The following is a 25,352-nucleotide window of genomic DNA, read 5'->3' as shown; positions in this document are numbered from 1 at the left end:
CGTCTCTCTCCCCCGTTTCCCGACAATCTTATGACCATATTGTACTCGAATACATGTTCGCCCCGCAATTATCAATTGCTTGCAATTAGTCCCATCCTGCGGGAAGGGTGGATGCGGAATGAATGATGACTGAATCTCCAGCAAATGACGAAATAGTTGTCGATCGGCAAAAAAAAGAAGCATCCCCCTCCGTCCTTACTAAGGAACGGAAGCGGATACTTCTTTTTTGATAGCACTCGCCCTGCATTTGCGTTATTGCGTCTGCCGGCGAGATACCGTCGTATGATACAAATCGAATGCAGCCGTTGATTCCGGGAACACCGATTGGGCTTCTTGCTCAAGCTGCGGAAGATCATCGGCCGTAAATCGGCTGCTGAAATGCGTCATGACGAGCCTTCTTGCGCCTGCTTCGCGAGCCGCTGCCGCTGCTTCCATCGTCGTCGAATGACCGTACAAATGCGCTTTCTCTTCCTGCCCTGCGCCAAATGTCGCTTCGTGGACGAGCAAATCAGCATCGCGGGCAAGCCTTACCGTCCCCTCGCATGGGCGCGTGTCGCCTAATACCGTCACAATGCGGCCCGGCAGCGGTTGACCGGTTACGTCGCTGCCTCGCAGCATGGAGCCGTCCGGTAGCGTAATGTCTTCGCCGCGCTTCAACTTGCCGTACAGCGGACCCGCTGCGACGCCGAGCCGCTGCAGCAGGCCGACATCCAGCTTGCCGGGCTGCTCCTTCTCCATTACCCGATAACCGTAGCAAGGCACCCGATGCTCCAGTTTGCCCGCCTCGACCGTAAACCGTTCGTCTTCGTATACGACGCCATCTTCCGCAATTTCGACGTAACTTATTTCATAGTCGATATGCGTACCGCTGAGCCGCATCGCCGTTTCGATCATTTCACGGATACCAGAGGGGCCGATTACTTTCAACGGTCCGTTGCCGCCGACATAAGAACGGGTGCTTAACAACCCCGGAATGCCAAACGTATGATCGCCGTGCATATGGGTGACAAACAAGACGCTCAGCTTGCTCATTTTAAGCGGCGTGCGCATCAGTTGATGCTGCGTCGCCTCGCCTGCGTCAAACATCCACAGTCCGCAGTCCGGCTCGGGCAGCTTCATCGCGATCGACGTGACGTTGCGTTCCTTCATCGGCCGTCCTGCGCCTGTGCCGAGAAACCATAATTCCATTGCGGCCCCCTTATTCGCCGGAATGAGATCCGGATGTGCCTAACGGCAAATTAGACTTTCTCGACGTTGAAGTAATTCGCTTCCGGATGAGCGAATACCATCGCCGATACGGATGCTTCCGGTTCCATCATATAACCTTCCGTCAGCTCGACGCCGATATCCTCTGGCTTCATCAGTTGGAACAATGGCTCCTGATCTTCCAAATTCGGACACGCCGGATAACCAAACGATACCCGGATGCCTTGATATCTTGCGCCGTGACGCTGCTTCATCGTCATTGTCGCCGGATCCGGGAATCCCCATACGTCGCGCATCATGTGGTGGACGCGTTCGGCAAGTCCTTCCGCGACCTCCAGCGCAACCGATTGAAGCGCGTGAGAGCGTAAATAGTCGCCTTTATCCTTCCATTCATTCGCTTTGTCACGAATGCCTTCGCCCGCCGTTACAACCAGGAAGCCGACGTAATCCATGACTCCGCTTTCCACCGACTTCAGGTAATCGGAGAGGCACAAGTACGGATCTACCTGCTGGCGCGGGAACGTAAATCGTTTGATTTCCTTCGTATGATCGGCTGGGTCGTAGATGATAATGTCATTGCCCGACGACTGCGCCGGGTAAAACCGGTACATGCCGTGCGCCTTGATCATACCGGTTTCTGCGCCCTCGCGTAGAATACCGTCCACCGTTTCTTTCAAATGGACCGCTTTCTCGTTGCCTTCCTTCAGCAAGCCCTCTACGTTGCCCTTCAAGCCGAGATGATGGCCGAGCAGCATTTGCATGTTGACGTAAGGCACAATGTGCGCAAGCGGCACGTCCCGCAAAACATGGCGTTCCAGATCTGGCGGCAGGAAAACCGGTGCGTCGGTCGAAATTTTCGAACGAACGGCGCGCGATAGCTCAGGCAGCGGCTTCTTCTCTTCCGCCTCAACATTGCCGGCAGCTTTGAACTCGGCCATCTCTTCTTCCATTCTGCTGCGATGCCCTTTATCCATCAGCTTATTGGCAATATCGAGCCCGTCCATTGCGTCTTTCGCGTACAGCACCAATCCGTCGTATTCCGGGCCGATTCTCGTCTTCGTAAATTTCCGCGTCAGCGCGGCGCCGCCGACAAGAATCGGAGCATCGATGCCTGCATTTCGCATATCCTGCGCCGTAATGACCATTTGCTGCGCCGATTTAACAAGCAGGCCGGACAGTCCGATTGCATCCGCTTTCTCTTCGCGGTATGCCTCGATAAGCTTTTCAGGCGGTACTTTGATGCCCAAATTAATAATCTTATAGCCGTTGTTGGACAAAATGATTTCGACCAAGTTTTTGCCGATGTCGTGAACATCGCCTTTAACCGTCGCCAAAATAATTTTCCCCTTCGTCGATGATTCGTCTTTCTCCATAAAATCTTCAAGGAACGCAACGGAAGCCTTCATCACTTCGGCGCTCTGCAGCACCTCGGCTACGATCAGCTCGTTGTTGTTGAACAGCCTGCCGACCTCTTCCATTCCTTTCATCAGCGGTCCATTGATGACTTCGAGAGCGGAATATTTGTTCAATGCCAGCCCCAGATCGGGAATAAGCCCTTCTTTCGTCCCTTCGACAACATAGGACGCAAGCCGCTCCTCAAGCGTCAGATTGGAAATCTTCTCTTTCTTCACGACCTTCTTCTCGCGGAAGGCGGCGACGAATGCAGCCAGCGTATCGTCGTTCGTGTTGTAGATGAGATCCTCTGCCAGCTTGCGCTCTTCCTCCGGAATGGAGGCGTAGCGCTCCAGCTTTTCCGTATTGACGATCGCATAGTCGAGACCGGCTTTCGTACAATGGTACAAATAAACGGAATTGAGCACTTCCCGGCCCGCATCCGGCAAGCCGAACGAAATGTTGCTCAATCCGAGAATCGTCTTGGCGCGCGGGAACTTCTCTTTAATCATCCGAATGCCTTCGATCGTTTCAACAGCGGAACCGATATATTGCGGGTCGCCCGAGCCGACAGGGAACATGTTCGGATCAAAAATAATATCGTCTGGGTTCATGCCGTATTTATCGACAAGCAGATTGTATGAGCGTTCTGCCACTTCCATCTTCGCTTGACGCGAAACAGCCTGGCCGCGCTCGTCGATGAGAATCATAACGACAGCCGCGCCATATTGATGTATAAGCGGCAAGATTTGCTCGAATTTCGATTCGCCGTCCTCGAGGTTGATCGAGTTGATAATCGCTTTCCCTTGGGAATAGCGCAAGCCCAGCTCGATGATATGGTCGTAGGTGGAATCGAGCATGAGCGGCACTTTAATTTTTTTGACGACCTGCGGCAAAAATTCCTGAACCGCATAGGCCTCGTCGATATCCGTGTCTTGCAAGTTAATATCGATGACGTGGGCGCCGCCCTTTACTTGCGCCCGGGCAATCTCGGAAGCTTCGTCAAACTTGCCTTCTTTAATGAGCCGCTTGAACTTGCGTGAACCGGATATATTGGTCCGTTCGCCGATCATAATCGGGCGGTTCTCATCTTCAATAAAGACAGTCTCGATGCCGGATACAGCCGGCGGATGGGTGCCGAACACCGTGCGCGGCTCATATTTCGCCATCATATCAGACAGCGCTTTAATATGGTCCGGGGTCGTTCCGCAGCAGCCGCCGGCGATGTTGAGCCAGCCCTGTTCAGCAAAAGCAGAGATTTTCAACGCCAGCGAATCCGGCGATTCGTGGTAATGACCGTTCTCGTCCGGCAATCCCGCATTCGGATAGCAGCTGACTGCCGAATCGGCGATCTCACTGAGCGTGCGGATATGATCCCTCATAAATTCAGGTCCCGTCGCGCAGTTTAGCCCGACCGAAATCGGCTTCAAATGCTCCAGCGAGATATAGAACGACTCGATATTTTGACCGGCAAGCGTTGTGCCCATCGGCTCGATCGTGCCTGAGATCATAATAGGCAGCTCGCGCCCCGTCGTCTCGAACGCTTTGCGGATACCAATGCTACCCGCTTTCACGTTAAGCGTATCCTGCGACGTTTCCAGCAGAACGGCATCAACGTCGCCCTCAATCAGTGCGACCGTTTGCTCATAATAGCTGTCGACAAGTTCCTCGAACGTGACGCCGCCCGTAACCGAAAGCGTCTTGGTCGTCGGTCCAAGTGCGCCCGCTACATAACGAGGACGCTCCGGCGTCGAATACTTATCAGCCGCCTGTCGTGCGAGCTTCGCAGCTGCGAGATTGAGCTCTCGTGCTTTTTCCGGAATATCATAGTCCGCCAGCACGACGCTCGTTGCGCCGAACGTATTCGTTTCCAATATATCTGCGCCAGCCGCCAAATATTGCTCGTGAATCGACTGGATGACGTCGGGACGAGTCAGAACGAGCATTTCGTTGCAGCCGTCCAGCTCTTCCCCGCCAAAATCTTCGGGTTTCAAATCCGCTTGCTGAATCATCGTACCCATCGCTCCATCAAGGATGAGTATGCGTTCTTGCATCATTTGTTGTATAGTAGGTTTGGACATTCTGTTTGCGCGCCCTTCTTTCCAAAATCATTACCCCATAGTTTAACAGAATAGCCGCATTGTGAAAAGGCAATCCATCGACATTCGGGCGTTTGTGAGGTATAATTGTACTTAATCAGTTAATTTCAATTGGAAAAGAGGGAATAACATGGCTGAAATTCGAATCCGCAATACTAATGAGCGCATCTCGGGCGAGGAGAACGTTCGCCAATTTCTAGAGGGGCAGGGCGTGCTTTACGAGCATTGGGATACATCGAAGCTGCCAGCTCATTTGCAAGAAAAGTTCGTATTGTCCGACGAACAGAAAGCCGAAGTGCTGTCTTCTTTCGACACGGAAATTCGCGATCTCGCGTCCCGTCGCGGCTATAAAACATGGGATTTGATCACATTGTCCGACGCGACGCCTAATCTCGACGAGCTGCTCAAAAAATTCGAGAATGTGCATACACATACAGAAGACGAAGTTCGCGCCATTACGGCCGGCAGAGGCATTTTCATTATTAAAGGCGACGAGGAGCTTGGCTATTTCGACGTCGAGCTGGAAGCTGGCGACGTTATTTCCGTGCCGGAACGCTACCCGCACTTCTTTACGCTAATGGATAATCGCCAAATTGTAGCCGTTCGCCTCTTCATCGAAACGGAAGGCTGGATCGCCCATCCTTTCGACGATCCTTCTTTCGCTAAAGCGCAATAATGATATGGAATCCGCAAAATAGCTGTCGTCGACTTTTCATCGACGACAGCTATTTTTTATGGCATCAAAAACACATCGCCATACTGATGAACGTCCTTAACCGTTCCGATGCCTCCGTTATATTCAACCCATCCCTTGCGGCCGTCACCGTCATTGTCATTGACTAGCAATGAAAATTTCAACTTCAATCCTGCTTGGATACGGCTGGCGTTGACGTTTAGTTCCTCCCAAGGGATTTTCAGCTCATAGATCGTTTTACCGTCCCGCCGAACGACACCCCCTTCTAATTGTACGGAATCGTCTGCTCGCATACCGGTTGGAGCGATCCATCTCCATTTCAGGAATCGATCGCCTTCTCCTAGTGCCGCTCCCATTTCGCTGAAAACTTTCGGATCGCTGCCATCCTCGTTCGCTATGCCAATCCCGAACTGAACGCTGTCGCCGCTCCAAATATCGATCCCGCTGCCCTGCTGGAAATGCGTATCATCTGTCGCTTCCGCCGTAATGTACAGAAAACGCTCATCCCAGCTCAGGCGTCCGAACACGTTTGCGTCTTCCAGTCCACTTCCTTGTTCGACTTTGGCTCCACTCGCTTCGAACCTACCTTCTTCATCCGAATCACCCAGCTTGTCGTCATGACGTTTAGGCTCTCCCGTTTTAGGAACGGCCAGCAGGTGAAGCTCATCCTCTGTGCGTTGCTTCCAGACGCCAGACTCGCCCAACGCTTCAAACGTTCTTTTTCCTGCGATCGCGTAAGGAATCGATAAGTTTGCCGTTTTCTGCGGCTTCAATGTTTCGACTTTAAACTCAGATACATCTTCATTTCCTAGCTCTCCTTGATACCGGATGCGAACGGTACCGTTAAACGGCTCGGATGATTGATTAAGCACACTAACCTTTGTTTTAATTAATCGATCGTTCTTGTCGTAAAAGGTTTCGTATCCGACTTTCAACGGATCGGCGATACGGACGCTTAGCGCGAAGTTCTTGTCCTGCGCGGTTCCGGAAGGTGATGCAATATACACGGTCTGGATTCCGCGTTCCAGGCTGTCTGGGGTTTGAATAAGAATCGTCCCGTTATTCTGCCGATTGGACGTCCATCCTTTTGGCAAATACATTTCTGGCGCAGCAGCGGCTGGTAAATCATCGTAAGCGCTCGGCAGCTTCAACTCAAACGCATGGCCGGAAACGACTTCGACGGCAGTTTGGTTCGGCAACGAGCCGACTTCCTGTCGGTTCATCACATTGTACAAAAAATGTGCGGTCGTTTCGACAATCCAATCAAAACATTTTTCATTTTTATAATCGTGGCCGATGCCTTCCAGCGTTAAAAAATTATGATATAGCCCCTTGTTGTCCAATTGCTCCGCAAATTTAGCGCTCACTTCATATGGCACCTCCAAATCGTTAGTGCCGTGCACAATTAATACAGGAGGCAAAGCCGTTTGTACGGCCGCATTCAAATTGCCTCCGTAAATGTCGATGATTGCGAAGACTGATTTTACAAATTCAGGATTGCGAATCAGCAATTCATTAACAAAATTAAGCGCCAAGTGTCCTCCTGCTGAATCACCTCCGATGGCGATACGATTCACGTCCAATCCGTATTCCTCCGCATGATCGCCAATCCAGCCGAAAACATCGGAAATATCCTCATAGGCATCGTTCAGCGTACGCATAAAATTGGCTTCCGGTTTTGTTTTCAATCGATAATCTATTGAAAATACGGCGTATCCCCGCTTGGCCAAAGCTTCGGAGAACGAGGCCCCATCGTTTTTCGTACCCTCCCTGAATCCGCCTCCGTGAATGAAAATAAATACCGGCCTTTTTTCTTCCTTATTGTCCGCGGGCGTATACATATCGAGCATTAACTGCTCCGTCGCCTCGGATTCGTTTTTCTTGCTCGCGTACAACAGATCATGCTTCACGGTCACTTCGGACTCGGGTTGCAAATATCGCTTCTGAAGCGCCGAGACGGAAGACACCGTTAATAGCGTCGGCTCGTTGGATGCGCCAGGCTTATTATCCGCGGTATCTTTTTGTAAAAACCAGAACAATCCCGCACCGAGAATGACGATTACGATCAAACCGGCCGTAATTAATTTAAATTTCATTCTGACAACCTCCAACTGATAGAGTCAGCAGTCCGAATCGGATCCTGCCCATTTTATGGTAGCATGTCGGAATGAGCGCGAGTAAGGTGTCCTTCTTGGTAAATCAGGAGCGATATTATTGACTGTAATTCCTTTATATACTATGTTTTATACCATTTATAATGCAATCAACAGAAAAAGCACTTCACTGTACGGATAACCGAGACCGGTTGTCCAGCGTACAATAAAGTGCTTTTCGCAGCTTGTATGGTTAAAGAAATTAAGATTCCAAAATAGTAAGCAGCTCGCCCAAATGAGTGATTTCATGGCTTGGTACAATTTCGTCATTGCGAACCGATCCGTGGCGATTGACCCATACGGAAGTCATACCAATCGTATTCGCTCCCAAAATATCGGTCGTCAGCTTATCGCCGACCATAATACCGTGATCCGGTTCGATTCCAAGGCGCTCTAGCGCATGGCGGAAGATCGATGCGGCCGGTTTGCCCTCGCCGAATTCTCCAGAAATAATAATATGGTCAAAGTACGGAGCCAGTTGCGGAACGCCGGCCAGCTTCTCACGCTGCAAGTCAGGCGATCCATTCGTCAGCAGAAGCAGCTTGTACTTTCCTTTCAGTGCGTCGAGTACGCGGAACGTCTCCTCGTATACGAGAGGGCGTTTACGGCGCTCTGCCGGAAACTGCTCAGCCAGCTTGGCGCCAAGGACTTCGTCTTCTACACCAAGAGCGCGCAGCCCTCTCGTCCACGCTTCCTTGCGGTAGCCTGGTGCAAGCTGCTCCAGCTTGCGGAATTCCTGCTGTTCGCCTTCGCGAAAATTAGCCCACAGCCCTTCAAACGGGTTGATGCCGATCATCTTGGTGAAAGCGAACGTCTCGTATGACTCGTACAACGCTCTCGCTTCTCTGCGAACCGCTTTCTCCAATTGTTTGGCATCGACGCCGGTTGCGGCAGCGCCTGCCTCGCAGGTTGCGTCGAACGATTCCTGCACGCTGCGGTCGTCCCACAGCAACGTATCATCGAGGTCGAATAAAACTGCTTGTTTAGCCATTATGAATGAACTCTCCCGCTCTCTATTTTTGTTGAAAAGCAATTCCGTTCGCTTTCGCGAATTGCTCTAGCCGCTCGCCGATCTCAACCGTCGGATAACGGTTGATCAGGCGGGAAAAGACCCAATTGCCGCCTTTTTGCTGCTCGATAACTACGTAACCGGATTGGATGGTGATTCCTTTGATCGCAGCAACGGCAAGACGCTTGTCCCCCGTAAACTTCCTCGTTTGCACGTAATCTTTGCCTACGGCAATATAAGGACGACGAAGGAAGAAGAACACAGCCAGTAGTACATACAGAGCGATTGTAACATAAAACATGCTTGACGGAACGAAATCCGGCGAGGATGCTGCTAAAATAACATACAATGTGATAAAAAGAATGAGCAAAATCGGGGCGGCGATGCTTCTGCCGCGATAACGATCCTCTTTCGCCGCTCCCGGAAGAGGGGCTTTAATTCCTTGCTTTTTGCGCGCTTTAACCAATTGGCTCTGATTTTTGCGGACTTTTCGTTCCCAACTGCGTGAAGACAATCGAATTCCTCCTAAATAATATGCAATTCAGCTAGGCGATGAGTTATGCTATCACCGCCATTGTGCTGCGTTCTTACGAAAAGCGCCTTCGGCGCCATAACGCGCATCGGGAGAGAAGCGCGGAAAGTTCAATACTCGGCAGATGTAGCTTCGCCTATATACTTGTTAATGGTCTAAAAGTTAGTAGTGAAAATGATGCCTTTGTACTGTTTATACGACAATTATTGCTTCTTCTCTTGCGGCTCGTCCACAAACTCGATATTATCCAACTGCTGACGGAAATTGCTGCGGAAGTTTTCCAAGTACTTTTTACGAAGCTCGTCTCGCTCGACGGTCTCTTCCGGCGTTAAGCCTTCCGTTTTATGTTTGCGCGAAAGCTCATTAATTCGCGTAATTAATTGTCCCATTGCACGTTCACCTCGCTTGCTGTCCAAAAGTAATACCTTTTATCTACTTTGACATTTCGCAGAGGCTGTTGTCAAGGCGAGGCGGGCATATTAAGGCCATGCTGTATTTAATCATATTAATTATTTAATTGTTTTGCGAATGTTTGTTCTATATTAATGTTGCGCTCTATCAATTCGAGTGTTCATGATGCAACTACCTTCGTTTCTCCAGAATCCCTCTGCCCCTTCGTTTTACTCCACTTTTCCGTCAAGCACTGATTTTAAGTTTGATCCGCATTTAAATAATTCGATCTGCACAGACTTGACTTTGATAGATAATATAAAGAAAAGAACAGGAAGAGGAACGCGATGCTGCCGCAATTGCGTTCCTCTTCCTGTTCTTTTGCAATCTACCCGCCAAATTTCTGCCCGAAGGCTGACGTTTGGTTCCGCTATGAAAAAGACTTTTAAGATTACTGCGGGACAATAAGCTGTTGCCCCGGATGTAAATTGACCGATGAGAGACCGTTGCGTTCCTTCAACTGGAACACGTTGTACCGGATATCCTTCGAATCGTCCATATGCAGCTTCGCAATCTCCCACAGTGTATCGCCCGTTCCAACGATAACGATCTGCTCTCCTGCGGAGACGGCAGCAGGTTCAGTTGAAGCGTTCGTACCTACAATCAAAAAACTAGTGAATAATAGTATAAAAAAAGCTAGCGCCACGATCAGCTTGGCAGCTCTGCGGTTAACGGATAGTTGCATAGTTCTCCGTCTCGGCGACCAACCGGCGTCTTCTTTCGTATGTATCGACTTGTAGAAGGAAGGATTCATTAACATATCGACCAACACCCCAAACGTTTGTTCTGTTTTCAGATTACACGAACAAACGTTTGCCGTCAATAGCGAATGCGAACTTTTGTGCTCAAGAACTTATGTTTGTGCGAACTCCGGTTCTATGTTATAATTTTCTACAAATATATTAATGGAGTGATATCTTTGTCGAAGATTTCCAACCGTCAACAGGCGATTCTTGAATTTATAAAGAATGAAGTCAAGGATAAAGGATATCCGCCGTCCGTCCGCGAGATCGGCGAAGCAGTCGGGCTCGCTTCAAGCTCCACCGTCCATGGCCATTTGGACCGACTGGAGAAGAAAGGGCTCATCCGCCGCGATCCTACCAAGCCGCGCGCAATTGAAATATTGGACCAAGAAGACGTCGACGGAATTATCCGCCCAGCAGTCGCGCAAGTTCCGGTTGTCGGCAAAGTAACGGCCGGCGTTCCGATCACTGCAACGGAGAACATCGACGAGTACTTCCCTCTCCCTTCCCACTTCGTCGGGGATGACGACGTCTTTATTCTGAACGTCATCGGCGAGAGTATGATTGAAGCCGGCATCCACAACGGCGACTATGTAATCGTTCGGCAGCAGCAGTCTGCTAACAACGGCGACATCGTTGTTGCGATGACGGAAGAAGACGAAGCGACCGTCAAGACGTTTTACCGTGAGAAAGACCATATCCGCCTGCAACCGGAGAACGCCACGATGGAGCCGATCCGGCTGAAGAACGTCACTATTTTGGGAAAAGTCGTCGGTTTATTCCGAGACTTCCATTAATCCGCCTTGTATCGTATGAAGTAAGAAGCCGCTCTGAAGACGCCTAGTAGAGGCGATCATCTTGAGCGGCTTTTTGTTTGCAAAGTATACGGAAGCCCACCATCGGTGTCGTCATCGATGGTGGGCTTCTTTCCAGAACGGATGAACATTCTCATCAATTAAAGAGGGCCGTCCATTGCTGGACGGCCCTCTCATACCTATTAGTACAGCGTCAAATATTGATCGCGTTCCCATTGGTGAACTTGCGTCTTATACATATCCCATTCAATTTCCTTCAGCTCGTAGAAATGCGCCAGCGCGTGGTCGCCCAACGCGTCGCAGATGACTTCGCTGCGGAGCAACTCGTCGAGCGCTTCCTTCAGGTCTGCCGGCAAGCTTGGTACGCCGGATTCAATACGCTCTTCTTCCGACATGATGTAGATGTTGCGGTCGATTGGAGCCGGCAGCGGCGTTTTGTTCTGAATGCCGTCGAGTCCGGCTTTCAGCATAACCGCGAGTGCCAGGTAAGGGTTCGCCGCAGGGTCCGGGTTACGAACTTCGACGCGAGTGCTAAGACCGCGTGAAGCCGGAATACGGATCATCGGCGAGCGGTTGCTTGCGGACCATGCAACATAACACGGAGCTTCATAGCCAGGCACCAGACGCTTGTAAGAGTTGATCGTCGGGTTCGTGATTGCCGCCATTGCGCGAGCATGCTGCAAAATACCTGCCATATAGTAACGAGCCGTCGTACTCAGACCTAAGCGATCGCTCTCGTCGTAGAATACGTTCGTGTTGCCTTGGAACAGCGATTGGTGGCAGTGCATGCCGGAGCCGTTAACGCCAAACAGCGGTTTAGGCATGAACGTCGCATGAAGGCCATGCTGTCTCGCAATTGTTTTTACAACCAGCTTAAAGGTTTGAATCTGGTCGGCCGCTTTGATGGCGTCCGCATATTTAAAGTCAATTTCATGCTGGCCTGGAGCAACTTCGTGATGGGACGCTTCGATCTCGAAGCCCATTTCTTCAAGCGTAAGCACGATCTCGCGGCGACAGTTCTCGCCAAGATCCATTGGAGCCAAATCGAAATAGCCGCCTTGATCGTTCAATTCGGTCGTTGGCTCGCCGCGCTCGTCCGTTTTGAACAAGAAAAACTCAGGTTCCGGACCGACGTTCATCGCCGAGTAGCCCATTTCTTCCGCTTCCTTCAGCACGCGCTTCAGAATGCCGCGCGGATCGCCGGCGAACGGAGTCCCGTCAGGCATATAAATGTCGCAAATAAGACGCGCAACGCGGTCTTGGGACACCCAAGGGAATACAACCCAAGAATCGAGATCCGGGTATAAGTACATGTCAGATTCTTCAATACGGACGTAACCTTCAATGGAAGATCCGTCAAACATCATTTTGTTGTCCAGCGCCTTATCAAGCTGGCTGACCGGAATTTCAACGTTCTTGATCGTGCCGAGCAAATCGGTGAATTGCAGGCGGATAAAGCGTACGTTCTCTTCTTGAGCAATGCGTTTAATATCCTCTTTTGTGTAGCCCATGCGATCATCTCCTTTAAATGCTTACCTTGCTTGCTTCATCCTTGTGGCAACATCATTAACGTTTGTGTAAAAAACGCGAAAGCTGACCTTGAATAAGCGAGGCTTGCCCCGGACGTTTCTCAAGCAGCTGCTGCTTCAACATGCGGTGCAGCTGCGCGTCCGACAGCTCACGGCGCTTAACCTCCGATTGCTCGCTTACGATTGTCGCTTCGTCGGACTCCTTCGACACCGGATTCATCACTTGCTTAATTCCGGCAATATTCACGCCTTTCTCTATCAGCGCCTTTATCTCAAGAAGTCGTTCTACGTCGTTAAATGAGAATAGACGCTGATTGCCGGCCGTACGGGCCGGCACGATCAGTTCATGCTGCTCGTAATAACGGATTTGGCGGGCCGTCAGATCCGTCAGCTTCATCACGATGCCGATCGGAAACAGGGCCATATTTCTACGTATATCATCACCCATTGTCGCATCAACCTTCCAGTAGCTCTTTTATACGTATATATTAACGTCCTTCCAAAAACGTGTCAAGTTATGTTAGGTTTGATCACAATTAATTCATTATTCAGCAAGCGCTCAAGAGCCGTTAGAACACCAAATTTGACGTGCGAATAGGTGAGCCCGCCTTGCATATACGCGATGTATGGCTCACGTATCGGCGCGTCCGCGGACAGCTCCAGACTGCCCCCTTGAATAAACGTTCCGGCCGCCATAATGACGGGATGCTCATAGCCCGGCATATCCCAAGGTTCGGGAGTGACATGCGCATCGACAGCCGCGGCTTGCTGAATGCCCTGCACGAATGCGATCAAATGATCAGCGCTGCCGAAGCGGATCGCTTGAATCAAATCAGTGCGCGGCGCGTCCCAGCGCGGCTGTGTCTCGAAGCCCAGTCGCTCAAATAAAGCTGCGGCAAAGATGCTCCCTTTGACGGCTTGTCCGACCAAATGCGGGGCAAGAAATAATCCTTGATACATGGAGCGAAGTGTATCGAGCATAGCTCCCACCTCTCCGCCGATGCCCGGCGCGGTCAGCCTGTACGACGCAGCGGTGACGGCCGCCTCCGTGCCAGCGATATAGCCGCCTGTTGCAGCCAAGCCTCCGCCCGGATTTTTGATAAGCGAACCGGCGATTAAATCGACCCCGACCTGCGTCGGTTCCAACAGCTCAGTGAACTCGCCGTAGCAATTATCGACAAAGACGAGCGCGTCAGGCTTGAGCTCTTTGACCCGACGAACCATTTCGCCGATTTCAGCGACGGTAAATGACGAGCGCCAGCTATATCCGCGCGAGCGTTGAATTCCAATCACCTTTGTCGAAGGCCGAATCGCTTGTCCTATCTCTTCCCAATCAAGGCTGCCGTCTTCTTGTAATGCCACTTCGTTGTAGCCGATGCCCCAGTCCTGCAAAGAGCCTGTCCCATCGCCCGGCTTGCCAATCACTTTGTGCAGCGTATCATAGGGTGAGCCAGTGATGTAAAGCAGTTCATCCCCTGGCCGAAGGAGGCCGAAGAGCGCAACGCCGATCGTATGCGTGCCGGATACGAAATGCGGACGCACCAAAGCAGCCTCCGCACCAAAAATATCGGCGTAGACGAGATCCAGTACTTCCCGCCCTCTATCGTTGTAGCCGTATCCTGTCGATCCGGCGAAATGGTAATCGCTAACGCGATGCTTCTGGAAAGCTCGAATAACCTTCCAATGATTTTTCTCCGCGATTCGGTCAATTTCCCGCAAACGGCCGTCTGCCGTCCGTTCGGCCTCTTCCGCAAGACGCTCCAACCGGCTCCAATTGCCCTCTAGTTCCATACTTTGCTCAGTCATACCCGATTCTACTCTCCTTGAGTTAAGCAATCCCTGCTTCTTTTATTTATAACAGACGGCTAACGAGCCGCCTTCCGCTAAACCAGATACGGCTGAAGCTGATAGCCGCTTTTCTCATAATGGCTGCGGCTCACCTGGACCGTTATATGAACCGTTTCCCCGTCTTCTGCAGTATCGCTTCCCAGCACCTCACCGCTGCGGTACGCCAGGGCGATCAAATCGCCGCGGTTCACCGGCAAAGCGAACGTCAAAGTAGACCCCGTCAGCATATCCTGTACCGCGAGCCGCAATCGCTCCAAATCGTCCGCTTCGTAAGCGCTGATTACGAGCGATTCGCCGCTCGTGGCGCGAATCATCTGACCCGGATCTCCCTCGTACAAATCTTTTTTGTTAAACAGCGTTATCGTTGGCTTGCCGGATGCGCCTAGCTCGCCGAGCAGATCTTCGACGACTGCCATTTGTTCCTCGCGCATCGGCGAGCTGCAATCGACGACGTGAAGCACGACGTCGGCTTCGTTTACTTCCTCAAGCGTCGCGCGGAACGCGGCAACAAGATCGTGAGGCAAGTTTTGAATAAAACCAACCGTGTCGGTTAAAACGATTTCCCGTCCGTTCGGCAGCTCCATCGTCCGCGAGGTCGGATCAAGCGTGGCGAACAGCTGATTTTCTACATAGACATCCGCGCTCGTTAGTTCACGCAGTAACGTAGACTTGCCCGCATTCGTATAGCCGACCAGCGCCACTTGCGTGACGCCCGATTTTTTACGCCGCTCGCGGTGCAGCTTGCGATGCCGCACAACCTCTTCGAGGTGCGCTTTCAGTTCGCTGATGCGTCCGCGAATATGGCGTCGGTCGGTTTCCAGCTTCGATTCCCCGGGACCGCGCGTGCCGATGCCACCGCCTAACCGCGACAGGTTTTTACCGTGGCCGGACAGACGGGGGAGCAGATAGCTAAGCTGCGCAAGCTCGACCTGGATGATGCCCTCCCGCGTCTTGGCGCGCTGTGCAAAAATATCCAAAATAAGCTGCGTGCGGTCGACGATTTTCAAATCGAGCGCTTCCTCCAAATTGCGTACCTGAGCCCCGGACAGCTCTTGATCAAAAATGGCGGTCGTCGCGCCAAGCTCGTCTGCCGCCGCGCGCAATTCCTCCACCTTGCCTTTGCCAATAAACCATTTCGTATCCCGGGATTCTTTATTCTGCACCATTACGGACAACACTTCAACGCCCGCCGTCTCGGCAAGCTGGGCAAGCTCTTCGAGCGAATGCTCGGGATCACCGCCCGCCCTCTTCGTCTCCGGCGTTATTAAACTGACTAATATCGCTTTTTCGTACAAATCTGTATTCGTGTCGTAAGTTTTGTCCCGCATGAAGCGCTCCTCTGGTTTCGTATCGTTACTTTATTTTGGCTCCCATCGCAAATCTTCGGGCTTGATGGCCATCAGCTCCTGCTTCGGAGGCACACCGCTCGCATATTGATTCAGAAGCCGCACCGCCTGATAGCGGATCGCTTTCTCGATGACATTGCGCACGTATCTCGCATTGCTGAACGAGAATAGGTCATTCAGCTTCTCCTGCATCAAATGCTGCCTTAGCTTAAATATGGACTGCGGCATTAAAAAATAATCCCTGTCTTTCGTCATCAGCTCCGAAATTTGAATAAGCTGGTCGACCGTATAGTCCGGAAAATCGATTTGAATCGGAAAACGGGACGGCAATCCCGGATTCGTCATCAGAAACTGATCGATCTCAAGCGGGTAGCCAGCCAATATGAGTACAAACTGATTGCGCTGGTCCTCCATAGCCTTTACTAATGTATCGATCGCCTCTTTACCAAAATCCTTCTCGCCGCCGCGCGCCAAGCTGTACGCTTCGTCGATAAAGAGAACACCGCCCAGCGCCTTGCGTACGAGGTCCCTCGTTTTTTGCGCCGTATGGCCAATGTATTCCCCGACGAGATCGGCTCGTTCCACCTCGATCAAATGGCCTTTAGACAGGACGCCCATTTTCTGAAACAGCTTTGCCACAATCCGCGCAATTGTCGTCTTGCCCGTCCCGGGATTGCCCTTAAAAATCATATGATAGACTTGAGAGCCGCCGACAAGTCCGGCTTCAGAACGCATGCGGCTTATATAAAGCAGGGCGTAAATTTCAAAAATAAGCGCCTTTACATTATCCATGCCGACCATCGGCTCCAGCTCCCGCTGAATTTCGGTATAATGGTCGCTGCCCGGGAGCGGCTTCACTTGCGGCAGCGATTCGCTGTCCGCTGCCGGCGCCGGGGCGGAAGCCGCCAGAGCGGCTATAGGCTCCGGCGTTCTAAGCACTACGTTGATTTGACGGGATGGCCTCGTTCCGTTGCTCGATCCCGCTATGACATGTCCGCTCATCTGTCGCTTCACCTATCCTTCGCACCGTCGCTGCTGGAATTCGCTTTAGCGGCATGCCCCGCGACGTACCCAGGCATGGTCACTAGCGATCCGCTTTACAATTGTATTCTAGCGAAAGGAACCATATTAACAGATTTGCGGAAAGCGGCGGCAGCAATAGGAATCTGCGAATAGACGGCTTCTATTGTCCAGAAACCGCCTTGCATAGTGAAACAGGAGCAGCCTCGCGGATCCCGGTCTATCCGGCCTGAGGCATGCTCCTGTCTCGCCTGCGGCGCCTATGATTCGCTCAGCTCACCCATTCGTTCGGACAAGCTCTTGCGATGCTTAAGGCTCAGCGTAAAATAGCGGAAACGTCCATTTCGAATGCTGGACAACAGCCGGCCGGCTGTCTTGCGAGCGAGAGCCGCTTCCTTGCCGGTCACTTCTCCTTGTCGGAGCGCATCCTCCAGCTCATCCTCATCCAGCAGAAATACTTCGCCCGATGGCAGAACGACGACGTCCAAATACAAATCGTCGAACCAAGGCACCTGCTGATCCGTTAAGCCTTGGGTTTTGCATATATCGATATACCATTGCACGACTCGGCCTTTGTCGTCGAACATCGTTGTGACAACAAAGTGCTCGCCCTTCGGAAAGTGTTGCATCCACAAATACCCGCGATCGGCGAGGCACAGCCGGCGTCCGTTGTATTCCTTCCACAGCGGATCGCGCAGCTCATGAATCCGGTAAAACGTGACAAGACCTTTGAACTCATCGTTATCGAGCGCCAAGCAGGTGTAGCTTCTCCGTAAGATGCGACGCCAGTTAGCGCGGTCCGAAAATTTTCGTTTCATACGGAACGTACCTTTCCGCTCAAGATAAGCCTCTAACAGATGGCTTTCGATGTTGATGAATAACGTTGTAAAAAGCTTACCATATCTTAACGTCCATCTCCAGCGCGCAAGCAAAATAAACCAAGCATGCCTGCCTCCGCTTCAAAATAAATAAAAAAATCGCCGCCCCTAATCGGGCGGCGATTTTTTATTTTTCCTGTATGACAATTTTCTCGATAATGACCGGTTCGATCGGTGTCGTATTTTTGACCGGTGTCTTGGCGATAGCAAGCACCGTATCCATGCCGTCCTGCACTTTTCCGAAAATCGTATAGACCGGATTCTGATTTAAATTGCCAACATCCTTACCCGTACCGATAAAAAACTGGCTGCCGCCCGTATTGGGCTGGCCGGCGTTCGCCATCGCAACGATGCCCGTCTCGTACTTCAAATCCGGGTCGAGCTCGTCCGGTATTTTATAGCCCGGAGAGCCGGTACCGTTGCCTTGCGGGTCCCCACCCTGAATCATATACGACTCGATGACGCGATGAAAGGTTAACCCGTCGTAAAAGCCTTCCCTAACCAAAAAGACAAAATTGTTGACTGCAACCGGAGATTCTTCCGCCAGCAGCTTTACCGTGAAGTCGCCTTTGCTCGTCGTAAAGGCTGCGGTATAGCTTTTGTCCAAATTAATGGTCATCTCCGGCATTTTATCCCACTTCATTGTCTTATGATGCTCGGAGGAAGCCGAGCCCTTGCCGCAGCCGGCTATTAACGCCGCTGCGGCAAGAAGCATCGCAACGACTGTTAGCCTGCTACTCTTCTTTATGCCCATCTCTTGCCTTCAGCTCCTTACTTGCGGCCGTTACAATCTATCGGCCATGGTAGGTTCGCTTAGCGCCAAAGAGTCAGACGCCCCCGTTGTTATTGCCCGGACCGCCGTCAGGCGGCGGAACGTGGTTTCCGCCACCGTCGCCGCCGTTTCCGTCCGGCACTCCGCCGACCGGATTATCTCCTCCGTTCGGCGTTCCCGAAGGCAGCGGCGTTTCGCCCAATCCGCCTTCTCCTCCACCGTTATCCGGCGGGTTCGTCACCACAGGAGGCAGCGTCGGAACGTCTCCTCCGCCTTCATGATCCGGCAAGCCTTCACCCGTATCCGGATTGTCCGGTTCCATCGGAACTTCCGGCAAATCGATGTCGATCTCCGGAATAGGGACCGTAATCTTCTCTGAAGGCGCGCTAGCGAGATCCCTCTCCGCGTCGTAAGCGACGACATAGTATTGATATTTCATGCCCGGCGCGATCGTCATATCGTCGACTCGCGGCTGTACCGCATCGACGAACAGCGAGAACTCCGACGCGTTCTCTTCTTTGCGGAACACTTGATACGTCAGGCCTGTGCTCTCCGCAGGCGGCTGCCAAGTCAACTGTACCTTAACTTCTTCCGGTACGTACACCGCGTTGAAATTCGTTACCGGAGCCACTTCTTCTTTCTTCGGCTCTTCGACGCCGCCCGGTTTTTCAAAGCTCGATTTCGGCACGCCCTTCATCGCCTTGGACATAACCTTGGCGAACATGGCAGCGGACTGCGCGCTGCTTTTCTTAAGAACATGCTCTTTATCAGTCTTATCGTAGCCCATCCATACCGAAGCTGTCCACTCCGGCGTGTAACCGACAAACCATGCGTCGCGGTTTGCGCTCGAAGTAAAGCCTGGAATACCGTGCTGTGTCGTACCCGTTTTGCCTGCTACCGGCCTGTCGATACGAGCTCCGGTACCTGTGCCGCCTCTTTCTACCACCGTTTGCAGCATTTGCGTCATATACCACGCCGTTTGCGGCTTCATCAGCTGCTTCGATTCCGGAGCCTTGTACTTGTATACTTCTTTGCCCGACGCATTCTGAATGCTCGTAATCGTATGCGCGTTGACTGCCTTGCCGCTGTTAGCGAACACGCTGTAGGCTTCGGCCATTTGCAGCGGCGTAACGCCATGAGTCAGGCCGCCGAGGGCGATCGATAAGTTGCGGTCGTTCTTGCTGTCGAGCTCAAAGCCGAGCTTCTCTGCAAAGGACATGCCGCTCTTGATGCCGACCTGATTGAGTGTCCAGACCGCTGGAAGGTTGCGTGACTGCTTGACCGCCTCCTGCATCGTAATCGGGGTTGCCCCTTTGGAATCCTTCGGACAATAGTTGCCGAAGCATTTCTGATCGTTGGCGAGTACCGTCCAAGGCTCGAAATTACCCGACTCGAGCGCTGGGCCATACGAGGTAATCGGCTTGAAGGCCGATCCCGGCTGACGCGGCACCGTCACGCGATTAAGTCCTTTTTTCACATAATCCCGACCGCCCGCCATCGCTTGGATTGTGCCGTCACGGTGATCCATGATGATCATGGCGCCTTGCACCTTCTGGTCGTCAGGACTTTTCTCGAAGTTATCGTCGTCTGCGAACGCCTCTTCGACAGCCGTCTGAGCCGTCGGATTAAGTGATGTATAGATTCGGTAGCCGCCGACGCGAAGCTCCTCCTCCGTTTTCCCGTCCATCACTTTAAGAGCTTCCTGAACAACGTAGTCCACATAAACCTTATATGGATCTTTCTGCTTCTCGTCAATATTGGCCGGAACCACATATTTTACCGCTTTTGCTTCGTCCATTTGCTCTTGTGTGATATAGCCTTGATCGAACATGAGCTTCAACACGACAGCTCTGCGAGATTCCGAAGCCTCCGGGTCGTTAATCGGATTATACTTGTTCGGGCCCTTCGGCATAGCTGCAAGTGTTGCCATTTCCCATAGCTCCAAATCCTTCGGATCCTTGTCGAAATAGAAGTTGGCGGCATTCTTGATACCGTATACTCGTTTACCGTAATAAATCCGATTCAAGTACATCGTCAAAATCTCTTGCTTCGTCTTCTGATTCTCCAACGCTACCGCGATAGAAGCCTCCGTCGCTTTGCGGAATATCGTCTTATCCGCCGACAAAAACATATTTTTAGCCAACTGTTGCGTGATCGTACTGCCGCCTTCTACTGCACTGCGGGCGATAACGTCTTTCACGAGCGCCCTGCCGATCGAGAAAAAGTCGATGCCGGAATGCTCGTAGAACCGCTGATCCTCCGTCGCGACGAATGCGTCCAGCAGCAGCTTAGGAATCGCATCGTACTCCACGTTCTCCCGGTTCTCGTCGGCGTTGTAGAGCCTGCTCACTTCATTGCCTTGCGCATCGTAAATGATGCTGGCTTCACCGAGCGTGAGCATATCCGCTCTCTCCGCAAGTATTCTTTCACCGTTAAAATAAATTAACAAATAACCGCCCATGCCGCACACTATAGCGATGACCGTCGTAAAGAACAGTCCAAAAAACCACTTTCGAGGCGTCATTCTCCGCTTCTTTTTCCCTTTGCCTTTACTTTTGCTGTTCTGGACCGCGTTTCTTCTGCTTGGTTGTTCAGCCATGCTGACTCCCCTCCTATACTGCTTGTTCGCTGTCTCTATTTATTCCCCGGAAAGAAAAGGAACAACCCGCAGGTGAGCGGGTTGTTCCTTGCGATCCGCTATCTAGTTAAACGTTGCTCGTTATAAGAAAGTTTCATATGGCTCCGGCCTTTAGTTGTCGGACCCGCCGTTATCCTGTACAAGAGACACGTTGCGCTGCGGCGTAAATGTTGATATCGCATGCTTGTACACCATTTGCTGACGGCCTTCGCTGTCGATAATGATCGTGAAGTTATCGAACGCTTTAATAACGCCCCTAATTTGAAATCCATTCATTAAAAAAACCGTAACCGGAATATTGTCTTTGCGCAGTTGGTTCAAGAACGTATCTTGAATATTGATCGATTTGTTCATTGGACGTTACCTCCGTCTAAAAAAGATTGATTAGAAGTATATTCAAGATTGACTTGAAACTTTCCTGCTATTATACCATGAATCCGATGTAAATTGTTGCGAAAATTTTCCCCCATATCGATCCATTCGATATCTTTCATGTGACGAAACCATGACAATTGCCGTTTGGCAAACCTTCTCGTATCCCGCTTGAGCAACTCCACCGCCGCTTCGAGCGAGCATTCCCCCCGTAAATGCGCCGCAATTTCCTTGTAGCCGAGCCCTTGCATTGCGACCGCATGGGGAGGAATGCCCGAGCCGAGCAGCGCCCGAACTTCGTCGACCAGCCCTTGTTCCATCATCAGATCGACGCGTTCTTCGATTCTCGCATATAATTCAGCCCTGTCCCTCGTTAGACCCAAAATACAAAGTTCGTAAGGAGATTGTTTTTTCTGTCCTTCCAGCTGCGAACTCATCGTCTCTCCTGTTAGATGAAAGATTTCGAGCGCTCGAATTACTCTACGCAAGTCATTCGGATGCAGCCTCTCGGCCGAATGCGGATCCACCGCCAAAAGCTTGCGGTGCAGCGCCTCCGCGCCATTCTCCGCAGCATACCGTTCCATGTCGGCGCGGAATGCTTCGTCCGAGCCGTTCTCCGCGAACTCGAAGCCGTAGCAAACCGATTCGACATACAGTCCGGTGCCGCCGACAATAAATGGAAGCTTGCCTCTGCTGGTGATATCCACGATGCTTCTCGCGCACTCCGTTTGAAAATCTGCGACGGAGTACGGCGACTGCGGATCGCAGATATCGATCAGATGATGTGGAATACCCTTCTGCTCCGAAAGCGGCAGCTTGGCCGTTCCGATATCCATCCCCCGGTACACCTGCATGGAATCGCCAGAAATAATTTCTGCGCCGTAAGCTTCGGCCAGTTCGAGACTCAGCTCGGTTTTGCCTACCGCGGTCGGTCCGACGAGCACCAGCAGACGCTGCTTGCCCGTATCATTCGCTTGCGCTTGCTGTTGTTGCAACCTCTATCACTCCATATGCTATTTTCGACGTATTAACATGACGGCGCTCGAAGCCGAGTCTGGCGAACTCCCCGCTATCGCGGTGTTCTTTCAGAATAACTGCTTTTCTGGCGGCTCTGACCGCATCCGCAACCGCCTGCTCGCTGAGCGCTTCGGGATTCGCAAGTTCGCGCAGCGGCTGGAGGGCGCTCGATTCATGAATCGGCTGGCGGAACATCGGATCGAAATAGACGATATCGACGCTATTATCCGGCAATTCCTTCAAATAGTCGCCGTGATGCCGAGTCCGCAGCTCAATCCGCCGCATCGCCGCATCCACGTCCGGCAAACCGGTACGATAGTCAGCTAACCCTTCTCTCACAATCGCAGCGAGCACAGGCTCGCTTTCAAGCGCTGTCACATGCCCCGTCTCCCCCGCAGCATAGGAGAAAACAAGGGAGTCCGAGCCGAGTCCGGCAGTGCAATCGACGACGATATCGCCTTCGCGGCAGCCGGACAGCTCGATTAACGGATCACTGTCTCCTTTGCGCAGCCGCTTCACCCGGACAAAAGCCATGCTCGGATGAAAAAACAACGGCTGCTCCGTTTGTCCTTCGTAAAACCGCACTTCCTTCTCGGTAACGGCAATCAGCCGCTCCTCGCTATGCTGATCCGCCAATTGCCTTAATGTATACCTTCCTCTGCGAACATAGCGGCCGCCTAGCTCCTCGGCCAGCCGTTTCGCCTTTTCTAGCGCTGCCGTAGACGGCTTGTCGCTGGTCGTTACGATCATGACATCACCCGTTTGAACATTTTTTCCAATTGATACGTCGAAAGATGGACGACGATCGGCCTTCCATGCGGACAAGTATAAGGCTGCTTACAGGCTCCAAGTCGGGCCAATAGCGCATCCCCTTCCTCCCGCGTTTTCCGATCGTTCGCTTTGATCGACGCCTTGCATGAACACATAATAGCCGCTTTTTCCCGCAGCTTGGCAATATCGATCGATTTGCGCTCGGCAAGCAGCAGCTCGGCCATCTCTTCGATGATCGACTGTTCGTCTCCGGCCGGAAACCACTCAGGGTGCGAACGGACGAGGAACGTTTGCGGACCGAACGGCTCCAGCTCTACGCCAGCTTCCAGGAATAGCTCCAGCATGCTGCGCAGCCGCTCCGCATCGCCCGGCGTAAACTCCAGCGTCAGCGGCACTAGCAATTGCTGGCTCGCAGCAACAGGATTTCCGAATTTTTCATAATAATACTCGTAATTGATCCGCTCGTGCGCGGCGTGCTGATCGATCAGGTACAGCCCATCCTCGCCTTGAGCAACGATATAGGTGCCGTGCAGCTGCCCGATCCAGTACAATTCCGGAAAAGCCGGCCCTTCCCGCTCCACCATATCGCCCGCAGAGGCTTCCGGTTGCGCGGGCGCCGCGGCTGCCGCAACAGCTTCAATAGCCGCTGCGGCATTCTCCTCGATATGCGCCTCATCCATCCAGGCTTCGCCTTCTTTAAACGGCGGTGAAGACGCCGCTGCGGACGAGGAGGATACCGCCGATTGCTCCCATGGCGCAGACGCTTCGTGAACGGCTGTTTGCCGAAGCTCGGACGGCTTGTACAGCCGCTCGGCGGCATCGCGAGGCACCTGCTCTCTTTCGAGCGGCCGCCCGGTAAAACCGGCGTACCCGCTGCTGTTGCTATTGCTGCTATTGCCGCGGCTGCTGCCATCCAAGACTCCAGCTTGCCAAGGCCGCTCGAAAGGCGAAGGCGCGGAGGACGCGGTTTTTCCGTCATCCGGTTCGGGACGATGAAACGAAATCGCGTCCTGAACGAATAGCGGCTTAGAACGCTCCTGCTTAAAGGCCGCGTCCGGTCCCGGAATGTGGCGCTCGCGCCCAAGCGCTTTTTTGATCGCTTCCTCAATCAGCGCCTTTAATTCTACTTCCTTGCTGAAGCGGACCTCCATCTTCGACGGGTGCACGTTTACGTCCAGCAGGCTCGGATGCATGCCAAGCTCGAGTACGACAAGCGGAAACCGATTGATCGGCAGCAGCGTATGGTAGGCTTGAAGCACGGCCTGATTGACGGCAAAGCTCTTAATGTACCGGCCGTTCACAATGACGGTCATGCCGTTGCGGTTCGCCCGAGTCAGCTCTGGCTTAGATACATAGCCGCGAAGCGTATAATCCGGGCTTTCCGCTTCAATTGCAAGCATCGCTTTGGCCGTATTGGAGCCGTAGACGGCCGCAATGACTTGGAGACGGTCGCCTGTGCCCAGCGTGCGAAGCAGCGTGTTGCCGTTATGCGTGAGCGTAAACGCAATGCCCGGATGGGCAAGCGCGATACGGTAAATATAATCCGAAATATGGCCAAGCTCGGTTTGGATCGATTTCATATATTTCAATCGGGCAGGCGTATTGAAGAACAGATCGCGAACCGTCATATCCGTTCCCTTCGGCGAGTTGGCCGGTGTTTCCTCGGTCGTCTTCCCGCCTTCGATCGCAATCCGCTGCGCGAGCCCGCTCGCATCCGTCGACGAGACGCATGAGAGACGGGATACCGCCGCTATACTTGGCAGCGCTTCGCCTCGAAAACCAAGGCTGGCGATCCGGAACAAATCGGCGCTCGTCGCAATTTTGCTCGTCGCGTGCCGCTGGAATGCAGTCCCCAGATCGTCCGCCGCAATGCCGGAACCGTTGTCCGTTACCCGAATAAACGTCAATCCGCCCTCTTCGATCGTTATGTCGATCTCCGTGCTGCCGGCATCAACCGCATTTTCGACCAGTTCCTTAATGACCGAAGCCGGCCTTTCGACCACTTCGCCGGCAGCGATTTGGTTGGCAAGCTGATCGTCCAACACCTGTATTTTCCCCATTGAAATGC

The 25,352-nt window shown here is 52.4% G+C and carries 21 protein-coding genes; 2 read left to right on the top strand and 19 right to left on the bottom strand.

Features of this window, described 5'->3' with window-relative positions; translation table 11 throughout:
* Nucleotides 1-252 precede the first annotated feature (252 nt).
* The gene (gene rnz, locus ACFVTB_RS00470; protein ID WP_387743541.1) at nucleotides 253-1,188 is read right to left on the bottom strand and encodes a ribonuclease Z; all 936 of its coding nucleotides are present in this window, start codon (nucleotides 1,186-1,188) and stop codon (nucleotides 253-255) included.
* Between the two features lie 50 nt (nucleotides 1,189-1,238).
* A complete protein-coding gene (gene metH, locus ACFVTB_RS00465) occupies nucleotides 1,239-4,679 on the bottom strand; it encodes a methionine synthase (protein WP_387743538.1) in 3,441 nt (1,146 codons plus the stop codon).
* A gap of 148 nt (nucleotides 4,680-4,827) precedes the next feature.
* Between metH and ACFVTB_RS00460 the strand changes: the two genes are divergently transcribed.
* A complete protein-coding gene (locus ACFVTB_RS00460; protein WP_387743535.1) occupies nucleotides 4,828-5,373 on the top strand; it encodes a 1,2-dihydroxy-3-keto-5-methylthiopentene dioxygenase in 546 nt (181 codons plus the stop codon).
* Between the two features lie 56 nt (nucleotides 5,374-5,429).
* Here ACFVTB_RS00460 and ACFVTB_RS00455 read toward each other — a convergent pair whose 3' ends face one another.
* From ACFVTB_RS00455 to ACFVTB_RS00435, 5 genes are all read right to left on the bottom strand, one after another.
* Nucleotides 5,430-7,487: an alpha/beta hydrolase fold domain-containing protein gene (locus tag ACFVTB_RS00455; RefSeq protein WP_387743532.1), complete on the bottom strand. Its 2,058-nt coding sequence runs from the start codon at nucleotides 7,485-7,487 to the stop codon at nucleotides 5,430-5,432.
* Nucleotides 7,488-7,746: 259 nt separating this feature from the next.
* Nucleotides 7,747-8,535 (bottom strand): HAD family hydrolase, encoded by a 789-nt coding sequence (locus ACFVTB_RS00450; protein WP_387743529.1) that lies wholly within the window; start codon nucleotides 8,533-8,535, stop codon nucleotides 7,747-7,749.
* Between the two features lie 22 nt (nucleotides 8,536-8,557).
* Nucleotides 8,558-9,067: a hypothetical protein gene (locus ACFVTB_RS00445; RefSeq protein ID WP_387743526.1), complete on the bottom strand. Its 510-nt coding sequence runs from the start codon at nucleotides 9,065-9,067 to the stop codon at nucleotides 8,558-8,560.
* Nucleotides 9,068-9,288: 221 nt separating this feature from the next.
* On the bottom strand, nucleotides 9,289-9,474 hold the full coding sequence (locus tag ACFVTB_RS00440; RefSeq protein WP_387743524.1) for a DUF896 domain-containing protein: 186 nt from the start codon (nucleotides 9,472-9,474) through the stop codon (nucleotides 9,289-9,291).
* 452 nt (nucleotides 9,475-9,926) lie between these two features.
* A complete protein-coding gene (locus tag ACFVTB_RS00435; protein ID WP_387743521.1) occupies nucleotides 9,927-10,295 on the bottom strand; it encodes a LysM peptidoglycan-binding domain-containing protein in 369 nt (122 codons plus the stop codon).
* A gap of 159 nt (nucleotides 10,296-10,454) precedes the next feature.
* Between ACFVTB_RS00435 and lexA the strand changes: the two genes are divergently transcribed.
* On the top strand, nucleotides 10,455-11,075 hold the full coding sequence (gene lexA, locus ACFVTB_RS00430; RefSeq protein ID WP_387743518.1) for a transcriptional repressor LexA: 621 nt from the start codon (nucleotides 10,455-10,457) through the stop codon (nucleotides 11,073-11,075).
* Between the two features lie 200 nt (nucleotides 11,076-11,275).
* On the opposite strand, the gene glnA is transcribed toward lexA, so the two are convergent.
* From glnA to mutL, 12 genes are all read right to left on the bottom strand, one after another.
* Entirely contained in the window at nucleotides 11,276-12,604 is a 1,329-nt protein-coding gene (gene glnA, locus ACFVTB_RS00425; protein ID WP_387743515.1) for a type I glutamate--ammonia ligase, read from the bottom strand.
* A 55-nt stretch (nucleotides 12,605-12,659) separates the two neighbouring features.
* Complete coding sequence (locus ACFVTB_RS00420; RefSeq protein WP_387743512.1) at nucleotides 12,660-13,070, bottom strand: MerR family transcriptional regulator; 411 nt, start codon at nucleotides 13,068-13,070, stop codon at nucleotides 12,660-12,662.
* Between the two features lie 62 nt (nucleotides 13,071-13,132).
* Nucleotides 13,133-14,428 (bottom strand): methionine gamma-lyase family protein, encoded by a 1,296-nt coding sequence (locus tag ACFVTB_RS00415; RefSeq protein ID WP_387743509.1) that lies wholly within the window; start codon nucleotides 14,426-14,428, stop codon nucleotides 13,133-13,135.
* Between the two features lie 77 nt (nucleotides 14,429-14,505).
* Nucleotides 14,506-15,798, bottom strand: a complete 1,293-nt coding sequence (gene hflX, locus ACFVTB_RS00410; protein ID WP_387743506.1) for a GTPase HflX — start codon at nucleotides 15,796-15,798, stop codon at nucleotides 14,506-14,508.
* Nucleotides 15,799-15,828: 30 nt separating this feature from the next.
* Nucleotides 15,829-16,818: an AAA family ATPase gene (locus ACFVTB_RS00405; protein WP_387743504.1), complete on the bottom strand. Its 990-nt coding sequence runs from the start codon at nucleotides 16,816-16,818 to the stop codon at nucleotides 15,829-15,831.
* A gap of 278 nt (nucleotides 16,819-17,096) precedes the next feature.
* On the bottom strand, nucleotides 17,097-17,654 hold the full coding sequence (locus ACFVTB_RS00400; RefSeq protein ID WP_387743501.1) for a ribonuclease FAU-1 family protein: 558 nt from the start codon (nucleotides 17,652-17,654) through the stop codon (nucleotides 17,097-17,099).
* Nucleotides 17,655-17,841: 187 nt separating this feature from the next.
* Nucleotides 17,842-18,468: a peptidylprolyl isomerase gene (locus ACFVTB_RS00395; RefSeq protein ID WP_387743499.1), complete on the bottom strand. Its 627-nt coding sequence runs from the start codon at nucleotides 18,466-18,468 to the stop codon at nucleotides 17,842-17,844.
* A 73-nt stretch (nucleotides 18,469-18,541) separates the two neighbouring features.
* A complete protein-coding gene (locus ACFVTB_RS00390; protein WP_387743496.1) occupies nucleotides 18,542-21,085 on the bottom strand; it encodes a transglycosylase domain-containing protein in 2,544 nt (847 codons plus the stop codon).
* Nucleotides 21,086-21,235: 150 nt separating this feature from the next.
* On the bottom strand, nucleotides 21,236-21,478 hold the full coding sequence (gene hfq, locus ACFVTB_RS00385; protein WP_387743493.1) for an RNA chaperone Hfq: 243 nt from the start codon (nucleotides 21,476-21,478) through the stop codon (nucleotides 21,236-21,238).
* Nucleotides 21,475-22,491, bottom strand: coding sequence for a tRNA (adenosine(37)-N6)-dimethylallyltransferase MiaA (miaA, locus tag ACFVTB_RS00380; protein ID WP_387743490.1), 1,017 nt, complete (start codon nucleotides 22,489-22,491; stop codon nucleotides 21,475-21,477). The genes hfq and miaA overlap by 4 nt, the downstream gene beginning before the upstream one ends.
* Entirely contained in the window at nucleotides 22,463-23,263 is an 801-nt protein-coding gene (locus ACFVTB_RS00375) for a class I SAM-dependent methyltransferase (RefSeq protein WP_387743487.1), read from the bottom strand. The genes miaA and ACFVTB_RS00375 overlap by 29 nt, the downstream gene beginning before the upstream one ends.
* Nucleotides 23,260-25,344, bottom strand: a complete 2,085-nt coding sequence (gene mutL / locus ACFVTB_RS00370) for a DNA mismatch repair endonuclease MutL (protein WP_387743484.1) — start codon at nucleotides 25,342-25,344, stop codon at nucleotides 23,260-23,262. The genes ACFVTB_RS00375 and mutL overlap by 4 nt, the downstream gene beginning before the upstream one ends.
* Nucleotides 25,345-25,352 lie beyond the last annotated feature (8 nt).

The sequence above is a fragment of the Paenibacillus sp. NPDC058071 genome, from assembly GCF_042885235.1.
In the GTDB taxonomy this organism is placed as follows: Bacteria; Bacillota; Bacilli; order Paenibacillales; family Paenibacillaceae; genus Pristimantibacillus.
Note: the sequence above shows the minus strand (reverse complement) of the source record. Positions and strands in the feature narration are given on the sequence as shown.